The following is an 18,338-nucleotide window of genomic DNA, read 5'->3' on the forward strand; positions in this document are numbered from 1 at the left end:
TGTGAAAGGTTGGAGAACACACTGAACGACATCGCTGGTCTGCGCGTCCGGGCCGAGAGCTCTGTACGGGACTGCATCGCTGCGATCGGCGAGAACCGTCGCAAGATCGCACTCGTGGTCGATGCCGACGACATCCTCCTCGGCATCGTCACCGATGGAGACATCCGTCGCGGCATTCTTCGCGGACTCTCGATCGACGCATCGGTGACCGAGATCATGAACGACCGGCCGACCGTCGCCTCCCCCGACGAAGACGCCGAGTCCGTGCTCTCGAAGTTCGATGTCCCCGGTATCGACCATGTGCCGGTCGTCGGGCCCGATGGCAGGGTTCTCGATCTGATCACGCGAGGCGGTCTGCACGCCGCGAAGCCCGTTTCGACTCCAGTCGTGCTCATGGCGGGCGGCCGGGGGCAGCGGCTGTACCCGCTCACGAAGGATGTGCCGAAGCCGATGCTCCCCATCGGGGAGATGCCGCTGCTCGAGATCATCCTGCGACGACTCGCGGCGCAAGGCTTCGTGAACGTCTACATCTCGGTGAACTATCTCGCCGACGTCATCATCGACCATGTCGGCGACGGCCGTCAGTTCGGCCTCAAAGTCGAGTATCTGCATGAAGACAAGCCGCTCGGAACGGCGGGGGCCCTCGCGGCCCTGGCCGGCGCCTTCCACGAGCCGTTCCTCGTCATGAACTCCGATCTGCTCACCCATGTCGATCTCCGCGAACTGCTCTCCTTCCACAAGGCGAACTCCGCGGCGGGCACCATCGGCGTCCGCGAGCACGTGATCGAAATTCCGTACGGCGTCGTGAATCTCGACGGCGTCAAAGTGGCTTCAATGGCTGAGAAGCCGCTGCACCGATCACTCGTGAACGCCGGCATCTACGCGCTCGAGCCTCTGGTCCTCGACCGCCTCTCTCCGGGAGAGTATGCCGACATGCCGACGCTGCTCGGCATGCTCATGGCCGAGGGGCGTGATGTCACGGCGTTCCCGATCCACGAGTCGTGGTTGGACATCGGACGCCCGGAAGACCTCATCCGCGCGCGGACCGACTCGGACAAGTGGATGACGCAGTGACGAGAGCCCTCGTCATCGGGGCGGGATCGATCGGGCTTCGCCATGCCGTCGTGCTCCAGGAGCTCGGCATCGAGGTCGCGTTCGTCACCGCGCGCACCGACCTTCCGGAGCCGTCCTTCGGCTCCGTGGATCTCGCCGTCGCGGAATTCGCCCCCTCGTACGTCGTGATCGCAACCGAGACCTCCGAGCACGAACGAGCGGTCGCCCGGCTGGCCTCCACGGGCTTCTCCGAAACCCTCATGGTCGAGAAGCCGCTCGCTGTGCGCCCCGACGTGTTCGGGCCCGCTCGATTCCAGCGCGTCGGCGTCGGCTTCAACCTCCGATTCCACCCGGTACTCGACGCCCTCCGCCGCGAGCTGGTGACGGCGAAGGTCGCGACCATCGAATCCTACGCAGGCCAGCACCTCACCTCGTGGCGGCCCGATCGCCCGGTCCACGAACAGTACTCCTCGAGCCGCGCCCGCGGAGGCGGGGTTCTCCGCGACCTCTCGCACGAACTCGATGCCCTCGGATGGATGCTCGGATCCTGCGCGGGAGTCTTCGCGCGCGGTGGTCGCGTGACCGATCTCACCGTCGACGCCGACGACGCGTGGGGGATGGTCGCCGAGTACGAGCGCTGCCCGGTGGTCACACTCCAAGTGAACTACCTCGACTCGCGACCGCGACGGCGCATCATCGCCAACACCGATCGCGGCACGTTCGAGGCAGACCTCATCGCCGGCACGTTGACGACGGCCGAAGCCACCATCGCATTCGATGTGGAGCGCAACGCGACCTACCGCGCCATGCACGTCGCCATGCTGTCGGAGGACGGTCGAGACGTGGCGACCGTCGCCGATGCCGTCGCGGTCGACCAACTCATCGATGCAATCGAACACAGCGCAGGGGTCAAGGAGTGGGTGCAACCGTGAATAGAATCTGCACGATCACCGTGCGGGCGGGATCGAAGGGCGTGCCCGGCAAGAACTGGCGCCTGATCGCTGGACTGCCGCTGTTCGCGCATTCCGTGCGGCACGCCGCCGAAGCGGGCATCTTCGACCGCATCGTCGTGACGAGCGATGCTCCCGAGGTACTCGACGTGGCCGGCGATCACGGGGCCACCGACATCGTCGTGCGTCCGCTCGAGCTCGCGAACGACACCGCGGGGAAGGTTCCCGCGATCGTGCACGCGCTTCTCGAGACCGAGCGGCGGCACCACACGCGCTTCGACACGGTCGTCGATCTCGATGCGACGTCGCCGCTGCGCTCGATCGCCGACATCCGTGGGGCCGTCGAGCTCCTCGAAACGACCGGGGCCGACTCCGTGATCACCGGGAGCGAGTCCCGCCGATCTCCGTACTTCAACCTCGTCGAGCTCGACTCGGTTTCGGGCACGGTCGCCGTCTCCAAGCGCCCCGGCAAGCCCGTTCTGCGCCGGCAGGACGTGCCGCGGACGTTCGACATGAATGCCTCGGTGTATGCATGGAAACGAGACTCGCTCGTCGCTGACCCAGTGGTCTTCTTCCCGACGACCCGGCTCTTCGAGATGCCGGAGTCCCGCTCGCACGACATCGACACCGAGCTCGACTTCGAGTTCGTGCGCTGGCTGATGGAACAACGGAAGGACTGAAACATGGGTCGCTACACGAGGCTCTATGACTTGCGCGAGCATGTTGCCGTCGTCACCGGCGGTGCCGGCATCCTCGGGACGGAGACTGCGTCCGCACTTGCAGACCACGGCGCCCGCGTGGCCGTCGTCGACGTCGATGTCGAGCGGGCCACAGCCACCGCATCAGCGATCGCCTCGGAGTTCGACGCGACGGTGATCGGCGTGGCATGCGACGTCACCGACCCCGCCTCCATCGCAGCGGCGACCGAGACCATCGAAGGGGAGCTCGGCCCGATCTCGATCCTGCACAACAACGCCGCCACGAAGGGGAGCGACCTCGCCGCCATGTTCGCGCCTGTCGAGGAGTACTCGCTCGACACGTGGCGGGAGATCATGGCGGTCAACCTCGATGGCCTCTTCCTCGTCTCTCGGCACATCGGTGGCCTGATGGCGGATCGGAAGCGCGGATCGATCATTCACACGTCATCGATCTACGGCTCGATGGGCCCGGACCAGCGCATCTACGAAGGGTCCGAGTACCTCGGCCGAGCGATCAACACCCCACCGGTGTACTCCGCGTCCAAGGGTGGTGTGATCGGCCTCACTCTGTACCTCGCCACGTACTGGGCGCAGGCCGGTGTCCGTGTCAATGCGCTGACTCCCGGAGGCATCGCATCGGGGCAGAACGAGGAGTTCGCTCGCCGATACAGCGCACGGGTTCCGCTCGGCCGCATGGCCGAGGCGCGCGAGGTAGCTGCGGGTCTGCTGTTCCTCGCATCAGATGCTTCCAGCTACATCACCGGACAGAACCTGCACGTGGACGGCGGGCTCAGCGCTTGGTGAGAGCCGAACCACGCTGACGCAGCTCGCCCGGGTCGCGCACCCTCGGCGACGAACGCGCTGCATGCGTGATCTGCAGCCCCACACCCCATGGACGCACCGGACGATAGCCTTGATCCCATGAGCACCGATCGACGCCGCTGGATCACGGCGTATGCGACGTTCGCCCTGTTCACCGTGATTGCCGGCCAGTTCTGGCGCAACCTCCTCGGATGGTGGGGTTTCGGCATCGTCGCCGCGCTCGTGCTCATCGGCGCCGTCGTCATGGTCGCGCAGGTGAAGCCGAAGTGGATCTGGCGCCGCGTCCCGAAATCGACCCTCGTCTTCGTGCTCCTCGCAACGGCCTCGATCGCGTGGTCGTACTACCCCGGGGCATCCGCGCTCGGCGTGTCCATCACACTCGCGACCACGTTCACCGCCATCGCCCTCGTGCTGTGCCTGAATTGGACGCAGTTCGTCCGCTGCCTCGGCGGCGCGCTCAAATGGGTGCTCGGGCTCTCGCTCGCCTTCGAGCTGTGGGTCGCGATCTTCGTCGGCGGCCCAGTGCTGCCGAACTTCCCCGACTTCGAGGTCACTGGCGAGAAGCTGCCCATGGCCTTCTACTGGTCGCGCGGCCTCCTCTTCGACGGCGGCCCGATCGAGGGCATCGTCGCAAGCCGCAACCTCCTCGCGATGGCGGCGCTGCTCGGACTCGTCGTGTTCGGCGCCATGCTCGTCGCCGTCAGCGTGCGGCGCGCATCGGGCATCACGTGGATCGTCGTGGCCGGGGTCGTCTTCGCACTCACCAGGTCGGCGACCGTCATCCTCGTCGCCGTCATCGTGCTCGTCGCGCTCGGCTTCGCGCTGTGGGCCCGGCGGGTCGGACCCGATCGCCGACGCGGGGTCTACTGGACCGCAGCGGCAGCGCTCGTCGCGTCGGTCACCGCATTGATCGTCTTCTGGGATCGCCTGCTCGACCTCTTCGGCAAGAGCGAAGACCTCACCGGCCGGTTCGACATCTGGAACTCCGTGATCGGCCTCGCCGTCGAGCGCCCGTGGTTCGGCTGGGGCTGGGTCGGCTACTGGGTTCCCTGGGTCGAACCGTTCCAGGGGCTGGCCGTGCGGAAGGGCGTCACCTACCTGCAGGCGCACAACGCCTGGCTCGACGTCTGGATGCAGCTCGGCATCATCGGCGTGATCGCGTTCGCCTCGATCGTGATCGGCGCACTGTGGCGCTCGTGGTTCCTCGCCGTCGACCGGCCGATGGATGCCGCGGGACGACCGCTCCCCCACTCCGCCGCCGCCCTCGTGCCGCTGCTCCTGCTCGTCGCGCTCATCGGGCAGAGCTTCGCCGAGAGCCGCCTCCTGATCGAGAGCGGCTGGCTCCTGCTCATCGCGATCGCCTGGTCGACCAAGCAGCGCCAGTGGGAGCACGAACCATTGCCTGCTGAACCCGTGCCGGTGCCCGCGTCGCGGATGCCTCCTCCCGAGGTCGCTCGATGAGCCGACTCGTGCGCGCCGGAGCCAGGCGCCGATGAGCATTCACGGGGAGGGCCCTGAGCGAAGTCACAACCGGTCCGATGCATCGCGGCTGAGTGCCGCACTACGCGAGTTCGTCGGCTCGGCGCGCTTCGCGCAGGCCCTGACCCTGCTCGCCGTCGGCCTTGCATTCTCGACGCATGCCGTCCGCAGCATCATCGGCACGCCCGGGCTCATCGCCGCCATCGCCGGGCTCGTCGTGCTCTGCGGCGCATCGCTCGTCGCTCGGTGGCGGGCAGTCGAGTGGTACGGCATCCTGCCGCTCACGATCCTCGTGTTCATCGGATGGTGCGCCGCCTCGGTGCTCTGGAGCAGCCTGCCCGCCCTCGCCTCGCTCGCCAGAGTCGGCTACCTCGTCGCCTTCACCTTCGTCGGCATCTACATCGCGCTCATGCGCGACACGATCCAGATCGTGCGCGCTTTCGGCGATGTCATGCGAGCGCTGCTCGGCGCCTCGATCGTGCTCGAGGTGCTCTCGGGCATCATCCTCGACATACCGATCAGGATCCTCGGCATCCAGGGCGTCATCGCCCAGCTGGGGCCGATCCAAGGCGTCTTCGGATCGCGCAACATGCTCGGCTTCGTCGCCCTCATCGCGCTTCTCACGTTCCTCGTCGAGTGGCGCATGAAGATCGTGCAGCGCGCACGCGCCATCGCATCGCTCGTGCTGGCCGGCCTCTGCCTCGTCTTCTCCGGTTCGCCGACGACGTGGTTCGCGCTCGGCGCGGCACTCGTGGCGCTCGCCGCGCTCTACGGGCTCCGGCGGGCTTCGGCGCCGACGAGGTGGCGGTGGCAGATCGCCCTGCTCGTCACCGGTGTCGTCGCGATCATCGCCGGGTGGATCTTCCGTATCCGCATCATCGAACTCCTCGACGCGCGCAGCGAGTTCGATGTGCGCCTCACCGTCTGGCGCGAGCTCTCCCGCTACCTGAACCTCAACCCGCTGCAGGGTTGGGGCTGGGTGGGCCCATGGCCGGATGCCCCGCCGTACACGTGGATCGAGCTCGCCACGGGCCGGCCACATGGCTCAGCGCTGAACGCGTACATCGACGTGTACTTCCAGGTGGGCGTCATCGGTGCACTGCTGTTCATCGCGCTTCTCGGCGTCGCCCTCGTGCGCGCATGGCTGCTCGCCTCGACCCGGCGAAGCGTGGTGTACGTGTGGCCCGCACTCATGCTCGTCGCGATCGCGGTGACCTCGTTCGCCGAGAGCTTCGCCCTCGTCGAAGGCGGCTGGATGCTGCTCGTGGTGTGCGCGGTGAAGGCCGCACGCGACATGAGTTGGCGGGACGCCCTGTCGTTGAACCCGGCTGCGAGGGGTGGCGTGTGAAGGGGCTCCAGCGACTCGTGCGGGCGACGGGCGGGTATGGCGCCTCCGTCGTCGTCAGCGGCATCGTCAGCATCGCCGTCATCCCTGCGGTGATCATCCTCGCCGGCGCCGACGCGTGGGCGGCGATCGCGATCGCACAGGCGGTTGCCGGATTCGCGTTCGTGATCGCCGTGTTCGGCTGGGGCGTCACCGGCCCGACTCGAGTCGCCGCGCTCCCCTCGGAACAGCGCGGTGGGTACTATCTCGGTTCCTTGGTGAGTCGAGGCTGGCTCACGCTGCTCGTCACGCCGCCGTCGATCGTGCTGGCGGCCCTGATGCAGCCCGATTACGTGCTGCTGGTCGCTCTGACCGTGACGTCGGGCATCATCGCCGCGCTCGGCGCGGGATGGTTCTTCGTCGGCGAGCGCAGCCCCACCCGGTTCCTGCTCCTCGACACGCTTCCGCGAACCGTCGGCACGATCGTCGGAGCAGGTGCGCTCATGCTCACGCACGACGCCGTCTGGTTCGCCGGCGTTCAAGGCGCCGGCGCGCTCTGCGCGACGGTGCTCTCGAGCATCAGCATTCTGCGCCGGTACCGCGGCTGGCGGCTTGATCTCCGACCGGTCCCTGCCTTCCGGAGACTGCGCGGACAGACGCCCGAGGTCGCGATGTCGGCGACGTCGGCCGTCTACGTCAACCTGCCGATCATCGTGGTCCAGCTCATGCTCCCCCAGGCGGTCGCGACCTTCGCCCTCGCCGAACGCATCATGAGACTCGCGCTGTATTCGACCCGGCCGATCGTCCAGATGGCTCAGGGCTACGTTCCGGCGACGCCGCCCGAGGAACAGCTTCGTCGTGCCCGCCTCGTCGTGAAGGCGGCGCTCGTCCTCGGGTTGTTGGGAACCGCCGCGTACACCCTGCTCGGACCCTGGATCGGAGATCTGTTGTCGGGTGGCGAGCTCAGCATCGATCTCGCACTCGCAGCATCCTTCGGCCTGGCGCTCGGCGCCCTCCTCGCCTCCCAGCTCACCGGGTTCGCGTGCCTGACCGCCTTCGAGCGCACGAGGACACTCGCGGTTTCGACGATCGCCGGTGCGGTCGTCGGCGGGATCCTGTTGGTCCCTCTCGCATTCCTGATCGGGCTGCCGGGCGTGGCGCTTGCGATGGCTGCGGCCGAACTCGCCGTGTTGGCGGTGCAACTCCATGCACTCCGGTCCGTGCTCAGACCTCCGGTCGATGGGGCGAAGGTTAGGCTGTAGTCGGTGGCAAGACGCCCCAGCCGCACCGGCGGCGCACCGAAGGGCGAGTCGCCCCCCGAATGACACGGAGTACGTACGAGTGACCGAGTGGACGACGATCCAGAATGTCGTGTTTTCGACGGACAACGATCCCGATGTACTGCCGCTCTACGCAGACCCCGAAACCTGGGCGAAGTTCGGCGACCGCCCGGTCAGAGTCAGTGAGCGCTCGCACATCGACGAGATCGTCGGCCGGACGAGCATGCGCATCGACGCGGGAGCGCGGGTGTCGTTCGCCAGCTACTTCAATGCGTTTCCCGCTTCCTACTGGCAGCACTACACGAACGTTTCGCGCTTGCGTCTCCTCGTCGACATGCGCGGCGCCTGCACCGTCCTCGTCTACCGGTCGAACGCGCAGGGCATCGCCCAGCACGTCGAATCGCAATCGCTCGATGGAGACGCGACCGCGACGTTCGACCTCCCGCTGGCGACCTTCGGCGACGGCGGCTGGTACTGGTTCGACGTGATCGCGCACAGCGAGTCGGCGACCCTCCTCGGCGGCCGCTGGGAGACCGCGGATCCCGAGATCACGCCCGGACTCGTCTCGCTCGGCATCACGACGTTCAACAAGCCCGACTACTGTGTCGAGACCCTCGACACGATCGCCAGCGATCCGGGCGTCGTCGACGTCATCGACCGGATCTTCCTCGTCGACCAGGGAACGCAGAAGGTGGCCGACCAGGACGGCTACCCCGAGGTGGCCGAGAAGCTCGGCGAGCGCCTCCGGATCATCACCCAGAACAACCTCGGAGGATCCGGCGGGTTCGCCCGTTCGATGGCGGAGACCCTCGACCGTCCCGACAGCGACTTCGTCCTGCTCGTCGACGACGACGTGAAGATCGAGCCCGAGAGCATCCTCCGTGCAGTGCATTTCGCCCGTCATTCCAGAAGGCCGACGATCGTCGGCGGGCACATGTTCGACCTCCTCGACCGGCCGGTGCTCCACGCATTCGCGGAGGTCGTCGACCCGGAGCCATTCATCTGGAAGGCCACGGTCAAGGAAGACGTGCCGCATGACTTCCGCGTCAGCAATCTGCGCCAGACCCGTTGGATGCACTCCCGAATGGACTCCGACTACAACGGCTGGTGGTTCTGCCTCATCCCGACCAAGGTCATCCGGGAGATCGGACTGGCTCTGCCGGTGTTCATCAAGTGGGACGACGCGGAGTACAGCCTGCGAGCACGCGAGCACGGCTTTCCGACCGTCAGCCTTCCTGGCGCAGCACTCTGGCACGTGTCCTGGCTCGACAAGGACGACACGATCGACTGGCAGGCCTATTACCACGCTCGCAATCGGTTCGTTGCAGCGCTGCTCCACTCGGACTATCCGCGAGGCGGCAAGCTCCTGCGCGACAGCCGGCGCTGGGACCTGAAGCACCTGCTGGGCATGCAGTACTACCCGATCACTCTGCGCCACATGGCGCTGAACGACGTACTCCGCGGACCCGCGCATCTGCACGAGACCATGCCGACGAAACTCGGCGAGCTGCGCTCGCTCGCAGGCGAGTTCCGCGAGAAGCGGGTGTTCAAGACCGACGGAGAACTCCCCCACGCCAATCGGGGGAAACAGTTCTATCCGGTGCCGAGCGGAACGCAGCAGTCGAAGGGCCCGACCGGTCTCCCGCTCATCCTGTACACCGCGCGCATGCTCGCTCGCCACTGGCTCACGAAGCCGGCGCCCGCGAATGTGGAGAATCCCGAGGTCGAACTGGCGAAGCGGGATGCAACCTGGTTCCGCACCCCTGGGTTCGACAGTGCACTCGTCACCACGGCCGACGGCTCGGGCAAGAGTTGGTTCGCACGCGACCGCGGTGAGTTCCGCCGGATGCTCCGACAGAGCAACCGACTGCACCGGCGCCTCGGCCGCGAGTGGGCGACATTGGCCAAGGAGTACCGCGAGGCGCTCCCCGAGTACACGTCCGTCCAGGAGTGGCGCAAGACATTCGAACGCTGAGGCCGTCACGGGCACGGCGGGCCGCACCAGGCCCGAATCCGCGACCGCCCGGCCCGGCGCATCCGCGATCACCTGGCACAGGTCGAGTCAAGCTGAGAGAGCGTTCCGTGCAGCTCGATCGCGCTTCGTTCTGCGGAGTGCGAGCACGCATGAGACGGCAACCCCCTTGGCCACGCCCAGCGGCGTACCGTGGAACACCTGGCGGTTGACCCACGCATCGGCGGCGTAGTCGCGCTCCGGCGTTCCGGCGAGCACCGTCGCGAGCGACCCCGGAAGCACCTCGAGTTCCTGCCACGGCAGTGCGGTGACCGTGTGCGTGCCCTCATCGGCTCCCACGTAGCTGACGAGGTTTCGATTCGGAGAGACGACGAGGGATCCAGTCGACCACATGCTGGCGATCCAGCGGTAGGCCCACGTGGAGATCCGCTCCGCCGCAGCGTCTGCGAAGTTCTGGCGCCATTTCACAGCGGCCCATCTGCTCCCGACGATCGAGTGCAGCTCCGAGAGCGTGGCGCGGCGGGCCCAGCCGAGATCCACGTCGAAGTTCCGCCACGCGCGTTCCCAGGTGCCCCATGCCACCGATTCGGGGTAGATCGTCAGTCGACTGCCGCTGTCACCCTTCGAGAGTTTCGAGACGGGCACGACGTTGTACCCGGAGACATGGGCGATGCGCGTATCGTCCCGATGCCGTTCGAGCATCGCCTCCATGTACGGAAGGAAGTCCGGACCGGGGAGGACGTCCTCCTCGATCACGATGACCTGTCCGTGTTCGGCGATCGCCCACGACACCGCATCGACGACCGCCTTCCGCAGACCCAGGTTCGTCGGCCGCCGCCGCACCGAGACATCGTCTGTCCAGTCGATCCCCGCGAACGCCTCGTGCACCGCCTCGACCTTCTGCGCGTCGCCGGCACGTTCGGGCTTCGGGCCGTCGACCGACACCATGATGATCGGCGGCGCGAGCTCCCGGAGGCGTTCCACGAGCGCTCGGACTTTGTCGGGTCGGTTATAGGCGAGAATGAGTAGTGGGGTGTGGCGCACCGACAGTCCTTTGTGATGGAGGTCCGACCCTGAAAATGGCGCAGATCGCAATCCGCGCCATTCCCGTTTCGTCGAGCTAAGGATACGACCTTGAAAGCAGTGATCGTTGGTCTAGGATACGTCGGCCTGCCCCTCGCGCGGGCCGCGTCCACGTCGGGCATCGACGTGACGGGACTCGACCTCAACGAGCGCACTGTCAAGGATCTGAACCAAGGTCGGAGCCACATCGACGACCTGAGCGACGCCGACATCGCCGCGCTTCTCGAGACCGGCTTCACCGCGACGACGGATGCCTCGGTGATCGCCGACGCCGACGTCGTGGTGATCTGTGTTCCGACACCGCTCGATGAATCCGGTCGCCCCGACCTCGCCGCGGTGATCGGCGCGACGAAGGCCGTCGCCGCGCATCTGACCGGCGGCAGCACGGTCGTCCTGGAATCGACGACGTATCCGGGCACCACCACCGAGATCTTGAAACCGCTGCTCGAAGCGAACGGCATGGTGTGCGGGCGCGACTTCCATCTGGCCTTCTCACCGGAGCGCATCGACCCGGGCAACGAACACTTCACCATCCTCAACACGCCGAAGGTCGTCGGCGGGGTGACTCCGAAGTGCACCGAACGCACCGTCGACTTCTACTCTCGGTTCATCGAGCAGGTCGTGACGACGAAGGGTCCACGCGAGGCGGAGACCGCCAAGCTCCTCGAGAACACGTATCGGCATGTGAACATCGCGCTCGTGAACGAGATGGCGCAGTTCTGCCATGCCATGGGCATCGACATCTGGGACGTCATCGGCGCTGCGAAGACGAAGCCGTTCGGATTCCAGTCGTTCACGCCCAGCGCCGGCGTCGGCGGGCACTGCATCCCGATCGACCCGAATTACCTCGCGTACAAGGTCCGCGCCGATCTGGACCGTCCGTTCCGTTTCGTCGAGTTGGCTGAAGAGATCAACCAGGGAATGCCCGTGTTCGTGACACGGCGCCTTCAGGACCTCCTGAACGAGAGCAGCTTGGCCATGCGAGGGTCGACCGTGCTCATGCTCGGCGTCACGTACAAGCCCGACATCTCCGACCGTCGCGAATCGCCGGCGGTTCCGCTCGCACGGAAGCTGCGAGCACTCGGCTGTGAGCTCCAGTACCACGATCCGTACGTCGACGGCTGGACGGTCGACGACGAGGCCGTCGTTCGTGCGACCGACCTCGAGTCGGCATGTGCCGCCGCCGATGCGGTCATCATCGTGCAAGCCCACCGTGCGTACCGTGAGAACCCTGCGGCGATCGTCGACTCGGGCACGCCCACCCTCGACGCGACGGGGAAGTTCGCGGGGCCGACGTTGGAACGCCTGTGACGACCCCACCTGCACACGCGTACTGCACGTACTTCGACAGCGGATACCTCTCCCGAGGGCTCGCTCTGATCGATTCGCTGCGTCGGCACGGCGACGACGCACCGGTCTGGGTGCTGTGCCTCGACGACGCGGCACACGAGTACTTGACCGAATTGGCGGATCCATCGATCCGACCGATCATGGTCGATGCCCTCGAGGATGCAGAGCCCGGACTCTCGGCCGTCAAACCGGGCCGATCCCGGATGGAGTACTACTTCACCTGCACGCCGCTCCTGATGCGCTACGTGATGGATCAGCATGACGTGCGCGATGGTGTGGTCATCTACCTCGATGCCGACCTCTACTTCTTCGATCGCCCCGCACTCGTGCTCGACGCGCTCGGTGACGGTTCGGTCGGCATCATCGAGCACCGATACCCGCCGCGACTCGAGCGACGGCTGGCCAAGTACGGTCGGTTCAACGTCGGGTGGGTCGGCATCAGAAACGACGACAACGGTCGATCGTGCCTGAACTGGTGGGCTGAGCAGTGTCTCGAGTGGTGCTTCGACGTGCCGAGCGACGGTCGATACGCCGACCAGGGCTACCTGAACGAGTTCCCCTCGCGGTTCGACGGAGTGCGGGTGCTGTCGAACGCCGGATTCAATCTCGCTCCGTGGAACACCGGGCGACACGACATCGCTGTCACGACGTCGGGCGGTTCTCCCGCCGTCACCGTCGACGACGGCCAACCGTTGGTCTTCTTCCACTTCCACGGGATCAAGGCCGCCGGCGGATGGTTCATCACGAGCCAGCTCGTGTACGGCAGTCCGATGAGTCGACGGCTTCGTGAGTACGTCTACGCGCCGTACATCGACCAGATCGTCCGTTGCTCGGCAGAGGTCTCCGCGAGCGGGCACGCGATCGAGCCGGTCGTCGCTCGCAGGGGGAAGGGCGTCAGAGGGCTCATCTTCCGCGCGCAGCGCTTCGTGTTCGACCGCGCCGCGATCGTGACGGCGAACGCGGTCAAGCCGTCGCGAGCCGATCGACCGGCGACGCACTAGGAAGCGTCGCGTGCGGGTGCTTCGACGTGCAGCACCCAGCTCTCCGAAACGGAGGGGATGCCGATGTATCGGCGCAAGTCGTATTCCAGCCCGGGGAGGCTCAGCTCGCGAACGAGCCCGAGCTGTTCGCACGTCTGCTCGAATTCGGTGCGCCCGAACACGAACTCGAGGGTGGGCTGACCATACGCGTATTTCCCGAAGCGGGTCGTGGCTGCTTCGTCCGTGAGGGTCAGCCCGTGCAGCACGATGCGCCCCTTCGCTACGCGCGCGTACTCGGCCAGCGCGCGCTTCCAGTCGGGCATGTGGATGAGGGCGACGCCATCGAGCACGAGCTCCATCTCATCGTCATCGAACGGCAGATCGTAGGCGCTCGCCGTCCGGAAATCCCGCCCGGGGAAGTGCCGTCGCGCGTTGGCGATCATGGCTTCGGAGATGTCGATGCCGACGTAGCGGGAATCGGGGTACCAGGCGTCGACGAGTTCGGAGAGGTAGCCGCCGCCGCACCCGACCTCGAGCACACTCTCGAGCGTGTCACCGCACGCATGAAGCGCGGAGCGCAACGCTTCGATGTCCGCGCGTGGCCGGCCCCGTTCCAAGGCCTCGGCGACGAGCGGGCGCCACGCACGATCCTGCCGTTCGGCGGTGGCTTCGTTCCACACCTCGAACGCGCCGTCGCCGAACGCATCGACATCTCTGGTGTAGCCGCTCGACGCCAGTACCCGGCTCGACAGCTTCGGCATCCATTGTGCTGCGATGGGAACAGCCCACGACACGAGCGACATGCCTACACCGTAGTCGTTGGCCCCCCGACCAGGTCAAGGAACTCGGCGTAGTCGTGCACGTAGTCGGCGCCGTCATAGGTGTGCGATGCGAGCACGACCAGCACCGCGTCATCCGAATAGTCGTACTGCGTCCCCCAGGTCAATGGCGGCATGTGCAGGCCGAGCGACGGGCGGTCGAGCACGACGACCTCCCGGCGGTGCCCATCGTCGACCATCGCCCGCACCGAACCGTTGACGCAGACGAGGAACTGATGGCATTCCCGATGTGCGTGGATGCCCCGCGGCTCCCCTTCCGGCACGCCGGCGATGACGAACATCCGCCGCACCTCGAACGGAAGCTGCTTCTCGAACTCCGCGACGACGAGGAGCCCCTTGTCGTCGACGTGCTGGGCGAGCTCGACCAGGTGTGCGGTCTGCCCGGCCGTCGTTCCGGTTTCGTTCGAACTCGCCACCGCTGCTCAGAGCTCCCCGAGAGCCTCGCACACGCGATCGACCTCGTCGTCGCGGAGCTCCGGGAACATCGGGATCGAGAACACGGTGTCCGTCGCATGTTCGGTCGACGGCAACGACCACGTCTCGTCCGGAGGCTGAATGGGCTGCCGATGATCGGCGACCGGATAGTGCACGTCGGTCTTCACACCGAAACGGTCGAAGACGGCTCGTGCGTCGGCGCGATGCTCAGCCTGCACCACAGCCAGGTGCGCGGTGAAGGATTCGTCTGCCGTGTTGACGACACGCACCGTGGTCGCTCCCGCGGTCTCGTATCGGCGATGGATGTCGCGTCGTCGCGCGTTGTTCGCATCGAGCCGCTCGAGCTGCACCGCCACGATCGCGGCCTGGATCTCATCCATGCGGGAGTTTCGTCCGTGCGGGCGCTCGATCGTGTACTTCGCGCCCCAACCGTACTGGCGCAAGCTGCGGACTCGAGCAGCGAGATCCTCGTCCGCGGTGAAGATCGCGCCGCCGTCCCCCATGCCGCCGAGATTCTTCGTCGGGTAGAAGCTCGTCGTCGCGATACGTCCGAAGGTTCCACCGCGCCGCCCCTCGATGCTCGCGCCGAACGACTGAGCGCAGTCCTCGACGACCGGGATACCCGCCTCGTCGGCGACCGCGACGATCTCCTGAACGGGGGCGAGAGCGCCGTAGAGGTGGGTGACCACGATTGCGCGCGGCGCTTCGGGCAACGTCTCCAGGGCAGCCCGAACCGTCGCTGCCGTCGGCAGCAACGTCATCGGATCGATATCGCAGAACACCGGGCGAGCGCCGAGCAACCGGGTAGCCACGCTCGTGTAACCGCCGGCGTTCGCGACGGTCAGCACGCTGTCTCCGGGCCCGACCCCGAGTGCCGCGAGCGAGAGCTCGAGCGCGTCCGTGCCGTTTCCGAGCGTGATCGCCTCCCCCGCACCGAGGAACGACGCGAGGGCGGCCTCGAGAGTCGAGTTCTCAGGTCCGAGGATGTACCAGCCGCTCCGAATCACTCGCGAAACCGATGACTCGATCTCAGCGATCAGATCGTCGTCGAAACGCGACAGGTCGTTGAACGGGACCGGAGGCTGACTGGTCATCTGGTTCCTCTTCGCTTGCTCACTCATCGATCGCCATCAGTTTGACGTACTGCGCCACCATCGGAACCGTCCGCGTGAGCGTCTTGAAGTCGCCGTTCGCAGTGACCCGGCCGTCTTCCATGACGTAGACGTTGTCGGCGTGCTGCACCGTCGAGAGACGATGCGCGATCACGACGACGGTCACGTGGCCGTGGAGCTTGCGAAGGCTCGCGCTGATGAATGCCTCGGAGCCTGCGTCCAACGCGCTCGTGGCCTCGTCCATGATGAGCAGGCGCGGCTCGGTGTACAGGGCGCGGGCCAGTCCGATTCGCTGGATCTGGCCGCCGCTCAGTGAGTTCACCTGCTTGCCGACCGAGGTGTCGGCGCCCTCGGGCAGGGAATCGATGAACTCGGCGAGATTCGCCGCCTCGATCACTCGACGCAGCCGGTCACGATCGATGTCGCGCGCCTCATGGCCGATCGCGATGTTCTCGGCGATCGTCCCCGAGACCATGCCTGGCTTCTGCGGTACGTACGAGATGAGCCCGGGAGCCAGATACCGCAGTTCCAAGGGGGTTGCCGGCCCGATCGACACCGTTCCCTGATCGGGCATCACCAGTCCGAGCAACAGGTCGACGAGCGTCGTCTTGCCCGCACCCGACGGACCGATGATCGCAGCGAAACTCCCGCTCGGGACCTCGATCGACACCTGATCGAGCGCGTTGTGCACTTCGCCCGGGTAGGCGAAGTCGGCCTTGTCGATGAAGACCGGGAGACCGTCCCTGTGAAGTTCGACCAGATCCACCGTCGACTCCGTGCTGGGGCTCGTCGTCTTGCGCCCCGTCTCGCGGAGCAGTGATTGCGCCAGATTGGCCTGTTCGAGATAGACCTTGATCTGCACGAAGGAGTTCTGCAATGGCAACAGCGACGCCATGATTCGCATGCCGCCCGTCAGGAAGACGCCCAGCACGACGACGCCCGTCGCGAGACCGTTCGTCAGGAACTGCTGGGCGACGAGCGCCACGACCCCGACGATGAGCGCCGTCTCGATGATGTAGCGCGGCATTCCTCCCATGAACGCGAAGGTCGCGCTGCTTCTCGCTAGTTGCGCGCGAGCTTGCGCCAACCGTCCGATGTAGAAGTCCTGCTTGCCCATGACGGCGAGTTCGCGGAAGCTGTCGAGGCTGTCGCTGATCACATTGGTCGACCCGATCATCCCCTCGGTTCCATCGCGCCCGGCCCGCTTCAGTACTCGCCCGATGAAACCCTGGATCGTGAGCGCGATCCCGACGAAGTACGCGATCGCGAAGAACGCCGCGACCGGGTCGACGAGGAAGAACGCGATCGAAATGACCACGAGCAGGAATCCCTCGCTCACGATGGTCGCCATCGCGTTCAGCAGACCGCTGAACGCTGCGCTCGTCGATCCGGTGACCGCGAACTGGAACTCCGCCTTCGAGAATCGCTTGGCGTCGTCGAGCGAGCCATGCAGCAGGTACTCGGAGATCTCTCGCGCATTCCTCGTCTCCACCGCGGCGATGTGGAAGGCGAGCTTTCGACTGAGGTAGATCGCGAGCGCGGACTTGCCGACGAACACGACGAGCACGAGCAGGACGAGCCACAGGATCGAGTCCGTGGTGATCGTCGCGATCGAGACACCGAGGAACTCGAGCGGCACGCCTTCTGCGCCGGCCTGGGTCGCACCGATCGTGGCGATGATGCCGATCAGGAACACACCTGCGACGTCGAGGAGCCCCGAGAGAGTCCGCCCGGCCACGAGCAGAAAGTACTTCCTACGCTCTGCCGGGGTCATGAAACTCAGCGACGTACGAACAGCGTGGAGCATTGTGTCAGCCTACCTTAGGGGTATCGGCGGGCGGCTCGTCTCGCGACGGGAGCAGCGTGGTCATTCCTCGACGACGGTGTCGATCCAATGCGTGCCCGACGCCTCGAGCGCCGCGATGTCGGCGTCGACCATGAGCGCCGCAAGGCGCGGCGGAAGCACCTTCGGCTTCCAGCCCAGCAGTCGTTCCGCCTTGCCGGCGTCGCCGATGAGGGAGTCGACCTCGGTCGGGCGAAGATACCGCTCATCGAAGTGCACGTACTTCTGCCAATCGAGTCCCGCATGTTCGAACGAAAGCTGCAGGAAGTCACGCACGGTGTAGCTCGTACCCGTGGCCACCACGTAGTCCGTCGGTTCGTCGTGCTGGAGCATCCGCCACATGGCCTCGACGTATTCGGGTGCGTATCCCCAGTCGCGCACCGCGTCGAGGTTGCCCATGAACAGCTCGTCCTGCAGACCGGCCTTGATCCGAGCGACGGCGCGCGTGATCTTCCGGGTGACGAACGTCTCGCCGCGGCGCGGCGACTCGTGATTGAACAGGATCCCGTTCACCGCGTACATCTCGTAGCCCTCGCGGTAGTTGCGCGTCACCCAGTACGAGTAGAGCTTGGCAGCGCCGTACGGCGACCGCGGATAGAACGGCGTCTCCTCGCTCTGCGGCGGCGGGGTCGCCCCGAACATCTCCGAGCTCGATGCCTGGTAGTAGCGGCACTGCAGTCCGATCATGCGAATTGCTTCGAGCAGGCGGATCGAGCCGAGCCCGGTGGAGTTGCCGGTGTACTCGGGCTCGTCGAAGCTCACTCGAACGTGCGATTGCGCCGCGAGGTTGTACACCTCGTCGGGCTGGATCGAGTCGAGCAGCGTGGCGAGGCGGGATCCGTCGCTCAGGTCGCCGTAGTGGAGGAACAGGCGGGTTCCCTCGAGGTGCGGATCGGCGTACAGGTGATCGATTCTGGCCGTGTTGAACGTCGAAGCGCGTCGGATCAAGCCGTGCACCTCGTAGCCCTTCGAGAGAAGGAGCTCGGCAAGGTAGCTTCCGTCCTGACCGGTGATGCCCGTGATGAGGGCACGCTTCGTACGCGTTTCGTTCATTGTTGTGTTCTCCACGGCTCAGCGGCCTGCTCAGGCTCGCACGTGCGACGATCGGGCGGCGAGCA

General features: G+C 66.2%; 16 protein-coding genes. 10 read left to right on the plus strand and 6 right to left on the minus strand.

Going from position 1 to position 18,338, the window contains the following annotated elements:
• The first annotated feature begins 9 nt into the window (after positions 1-9).
• From ASE14_RS05395 to ASE14_RS05430, 8 genes are all read left to right on the plus strand, one after another.
• Complete coding sequence (locus ASE14_RS05395; RefSeq protein ID WP_056651996.1) at positions 10-1,074, plus strand: nucleotidyltransferase family protein; 1,065 nt, start codon at positions 10-12, stop codon at positions 1,072-1,074.
• Positions 1,071-1,985, plus strand: a complete 915-nt coding sequence (locus ASE14_RS05400; RefSeq protein ID WP_056651998.1) for a Gfo/Idh/MocA family protein — start codon at positions 1,071-1,073, stop codon at positions 1,983-1,985. The genes ASE14_RS05395 and ASE14_RS05400 overlap by 4 nt, the downstream gene beginning before the upstream one ends.
• Complete coding sequence (locus tag ASE14_RS05405) at positions 1,982-2,683, plus strand: cytidylyltransferase domain-containing protein (protein ID WP_056652001.1); 702 nt, start codon at positions 1,982-1,984, stop codon at positions 2,681-2,683. The genes ASE14_RS05400 and ASE14_RS05405 overlap by 4 nt, the downstream gene beginning before the upstream one ends.
• Positions 2,684-2,713: 30 nt before the next feature.
• Positions 2,714-3,505, plus strand: a complete 792-nt coding sequence (locus tag ASE14_RS05410; RefSeq protein ID WP_200953281.1) for an SDR family oxidoreductase — start codon at positions 2,714-2,716, stop codon at positions 3,503-3,505.
• A 117-nt stretch (positions 3,506-3,622) separates the two neighbouring features.
• Entirely contained in the window at positions 3,623-4,984 is a 1,362-nt protein-coding gene (locus ASE14_RS05415) for an O-antigen ligase (RefSeq protein ID WP_162257707.1), read from the plus strand.
• Between the two features lie 31 nt (positions 4,985-5,015).
• Complete coding sequence (locus ASE14_RS05420) at positions 5,016-6,350, plus strand: O-antigen ligase (protein WP_082600214.1); 1,335 nt, start codon at positions 5,016-5,018, stop codon at positions 6,348-6,350.
• Positions 6,347-7,588: a polysaccharide biosynthesis C-terminal domain-containing protein gene (locus ASE14_RS20370; RefSeq protein ID WP_056652007.1), complete on the plus strand. Its 1,242-nt coding sequence runs from the start codon at positions 6,347-6,349 to the stop codon at positions 7,586-7,588. The genes ASE14_RS05420 and ASE14_RS20370 overlap by 4 nt, the downstream gene beginning before the upstream one ends.
• A 79-nt stretch (positions 7,589-7,667) precedes the next feature.
• A complete protein-coding gene (locus ASE14_RS05430) occupies positions 7,668-9,581 on the plus strand; it encodes a glycosyltransferase (RefSeq protein ID WP_056652008.1) in 1,914 nt (637 codons plus the stop codon).
• 87 nt (positions 9,582-9,668) lie between these two features.
• Here ASE14_RS05430 and ASE14_RS05435 read toward each other — a convergent pair whose 3' ends face one another.
• Positions 9,669-10,622, minus strand: coding sequence for a glycosyltransferase (locus ASE14_RS05435; RefSeq protein ID WP_255356071.1), 954 nt, complete (start codon positions 10,620-10,622; stop codon positions 9,669-9,671).
• A 99-nt stretch (positions 10,623-10,721) separates the two neighbouring features.
• On the opposite strand from ASE14_RS05435, the gene ASE14_RS05440 reads away from it, so the two are divergent.
• Both ASE14_RS05440 and ASE14_RS05445 read left to right on the plus strand, forming a co-directional pair.
• Complete coding sequence (locus ASE14_RS05440; RefSeq protein ID WP_200953335.1) at positions 10,722-11,972, plus strand: nucleotide sugar dehydrogenase; 1,251 nt, start codon at positions 10,722-10,724, stop codon at positions 11,970-11,972.
• Positions 11,969-13,012 carry a hypothetical protein gene (locus tag ASE14_RS05445; protein WP_056652018.1) on the plus strand — a complete coding sequence of 348 codons (1,044 nt, stop codon included), beginning with the start codon at positions 11,969-11,971 and terminating at the stop codon, positions 13,010-13,012. The genes ASE14_RS05440 and ASE14_RS05445 overlap by 4 nt, the downstream gene beginning before the upstream one ends.
• Here the strand turns inward: ASE14_RS05445 and ASE14_RS05450 are convergent.
• From ASE14_RS05450 to gmd, 5 genes are all read right to left on the minus strand, one after another.
• Positions 13,009-13,794, minus strand: a complete 786-nt coding sequence (locus ASE14_RS05450; protein WP_056652021.1) for a class I SAM-dependent methyltransferase — start codon at positions 13,792-13,794, stop codon at positions 13,009-13,011. The genes ASE14_RS05445 and ASE14_RS05450 overlap by 4 nt on opposite strands.
• Before the next feature lie 2 nt (positions 13,795-13,796).
• Positions 13,797-14,246 carry an FdtA/QdtA family cupin domain-containing protein gene (locus ASE14_RS05455; RefSeq protein ID WP_056652023.1) on the minus strand — a complete coding sequence of 150 codons (450 nt, stop codon included), beginning with the start codon at positions 14,244-14,246 and terminating at the stop codon, positions 13,797-13,799.
• A gap of 6 nt (positions 14,247-14,252) precedes the next feature.
• A complete protein-coding gene (locus ASE14_RS05460; protein WP_056652028.1) occupies positions 14,253-15,359 on the minus strand; it encodes a DegT/DnrJ/EryC1/StrS aminotransferase family protein in 1,107 nt (368 codons plus the stop codon).
• 19 nt (positions 15,360-15,378) lie between these two features.
• Positions 15,379-17,115 (minus strand): ABC transporter ATP-binding protein, encoded by a 1,737-nt coding sequence (locus tag ASE14_RS05465; RefSeq protein ID WP_162257708.1) that lies wholly within the window; start codon positions 17,113-17,115, stop codon positions 15,379-15,381.
• Positions 17,116-17,244: 129 nt separating this feature from the next.
• Positions 17,245-18,273, minus strand: coding sequence for a GDP-mannose 4,6-dehydratase (gene gmd, locus ASE14_RS05470; RefSeq protein WP_056652033.1), 1,029 nt, complete (start codon positions 18,271-18,273; stop codon positions 17,245-17,247).
• Between the last annotated feature and the right edge of the window lie 65 nt (positions 18,274-18,338).

Source organism: Agromyces sp. Root81, assembly GCF_001429165.1.
Classification (GTDB): domain Bacteria; phylum Actinomycetota; class Actinomycetes; order Actinomycetales; family Microbacteriaceae; genus Agromyces.

Coding starts and splice junctions, on each gene's coding strand:
- ASE14_RS05415 (WP_162257707.1), top strand. CDS start 3,623: ATGAGCACCGATCGACGCCGCTGGATCACGGCGTATGCGACGTTCGCC.
- ASE14_RS05420 (WP_082600214.1), top strand. CDS start 5,016: ATGAGCATTCACGGGGAGGGCCCTGAGCGAAGTCACAACCGGTCCGAT.
- ASE14_RS05450 (WP_056652021.1), bottom strand. CDS start 13,794: ATGTCGCTCGTGTCGTGGGCTGTTCCCATCGCAGCACAATGGATGCCG.
- ASE14_RS05460 (WP_056652028.1), bottom strand. CDS start 15,359: ATGACCAGTCAGCCTCCGGTCCCGTTCAACGACCTGTCGCGTTTCGAC.
- gmd (WP_056652033.1), bottom strand. CDS start 18,273: ATGAACGAAACGCGTACGAAGCGTGCCCTCATCACGGGCATCACCGGT.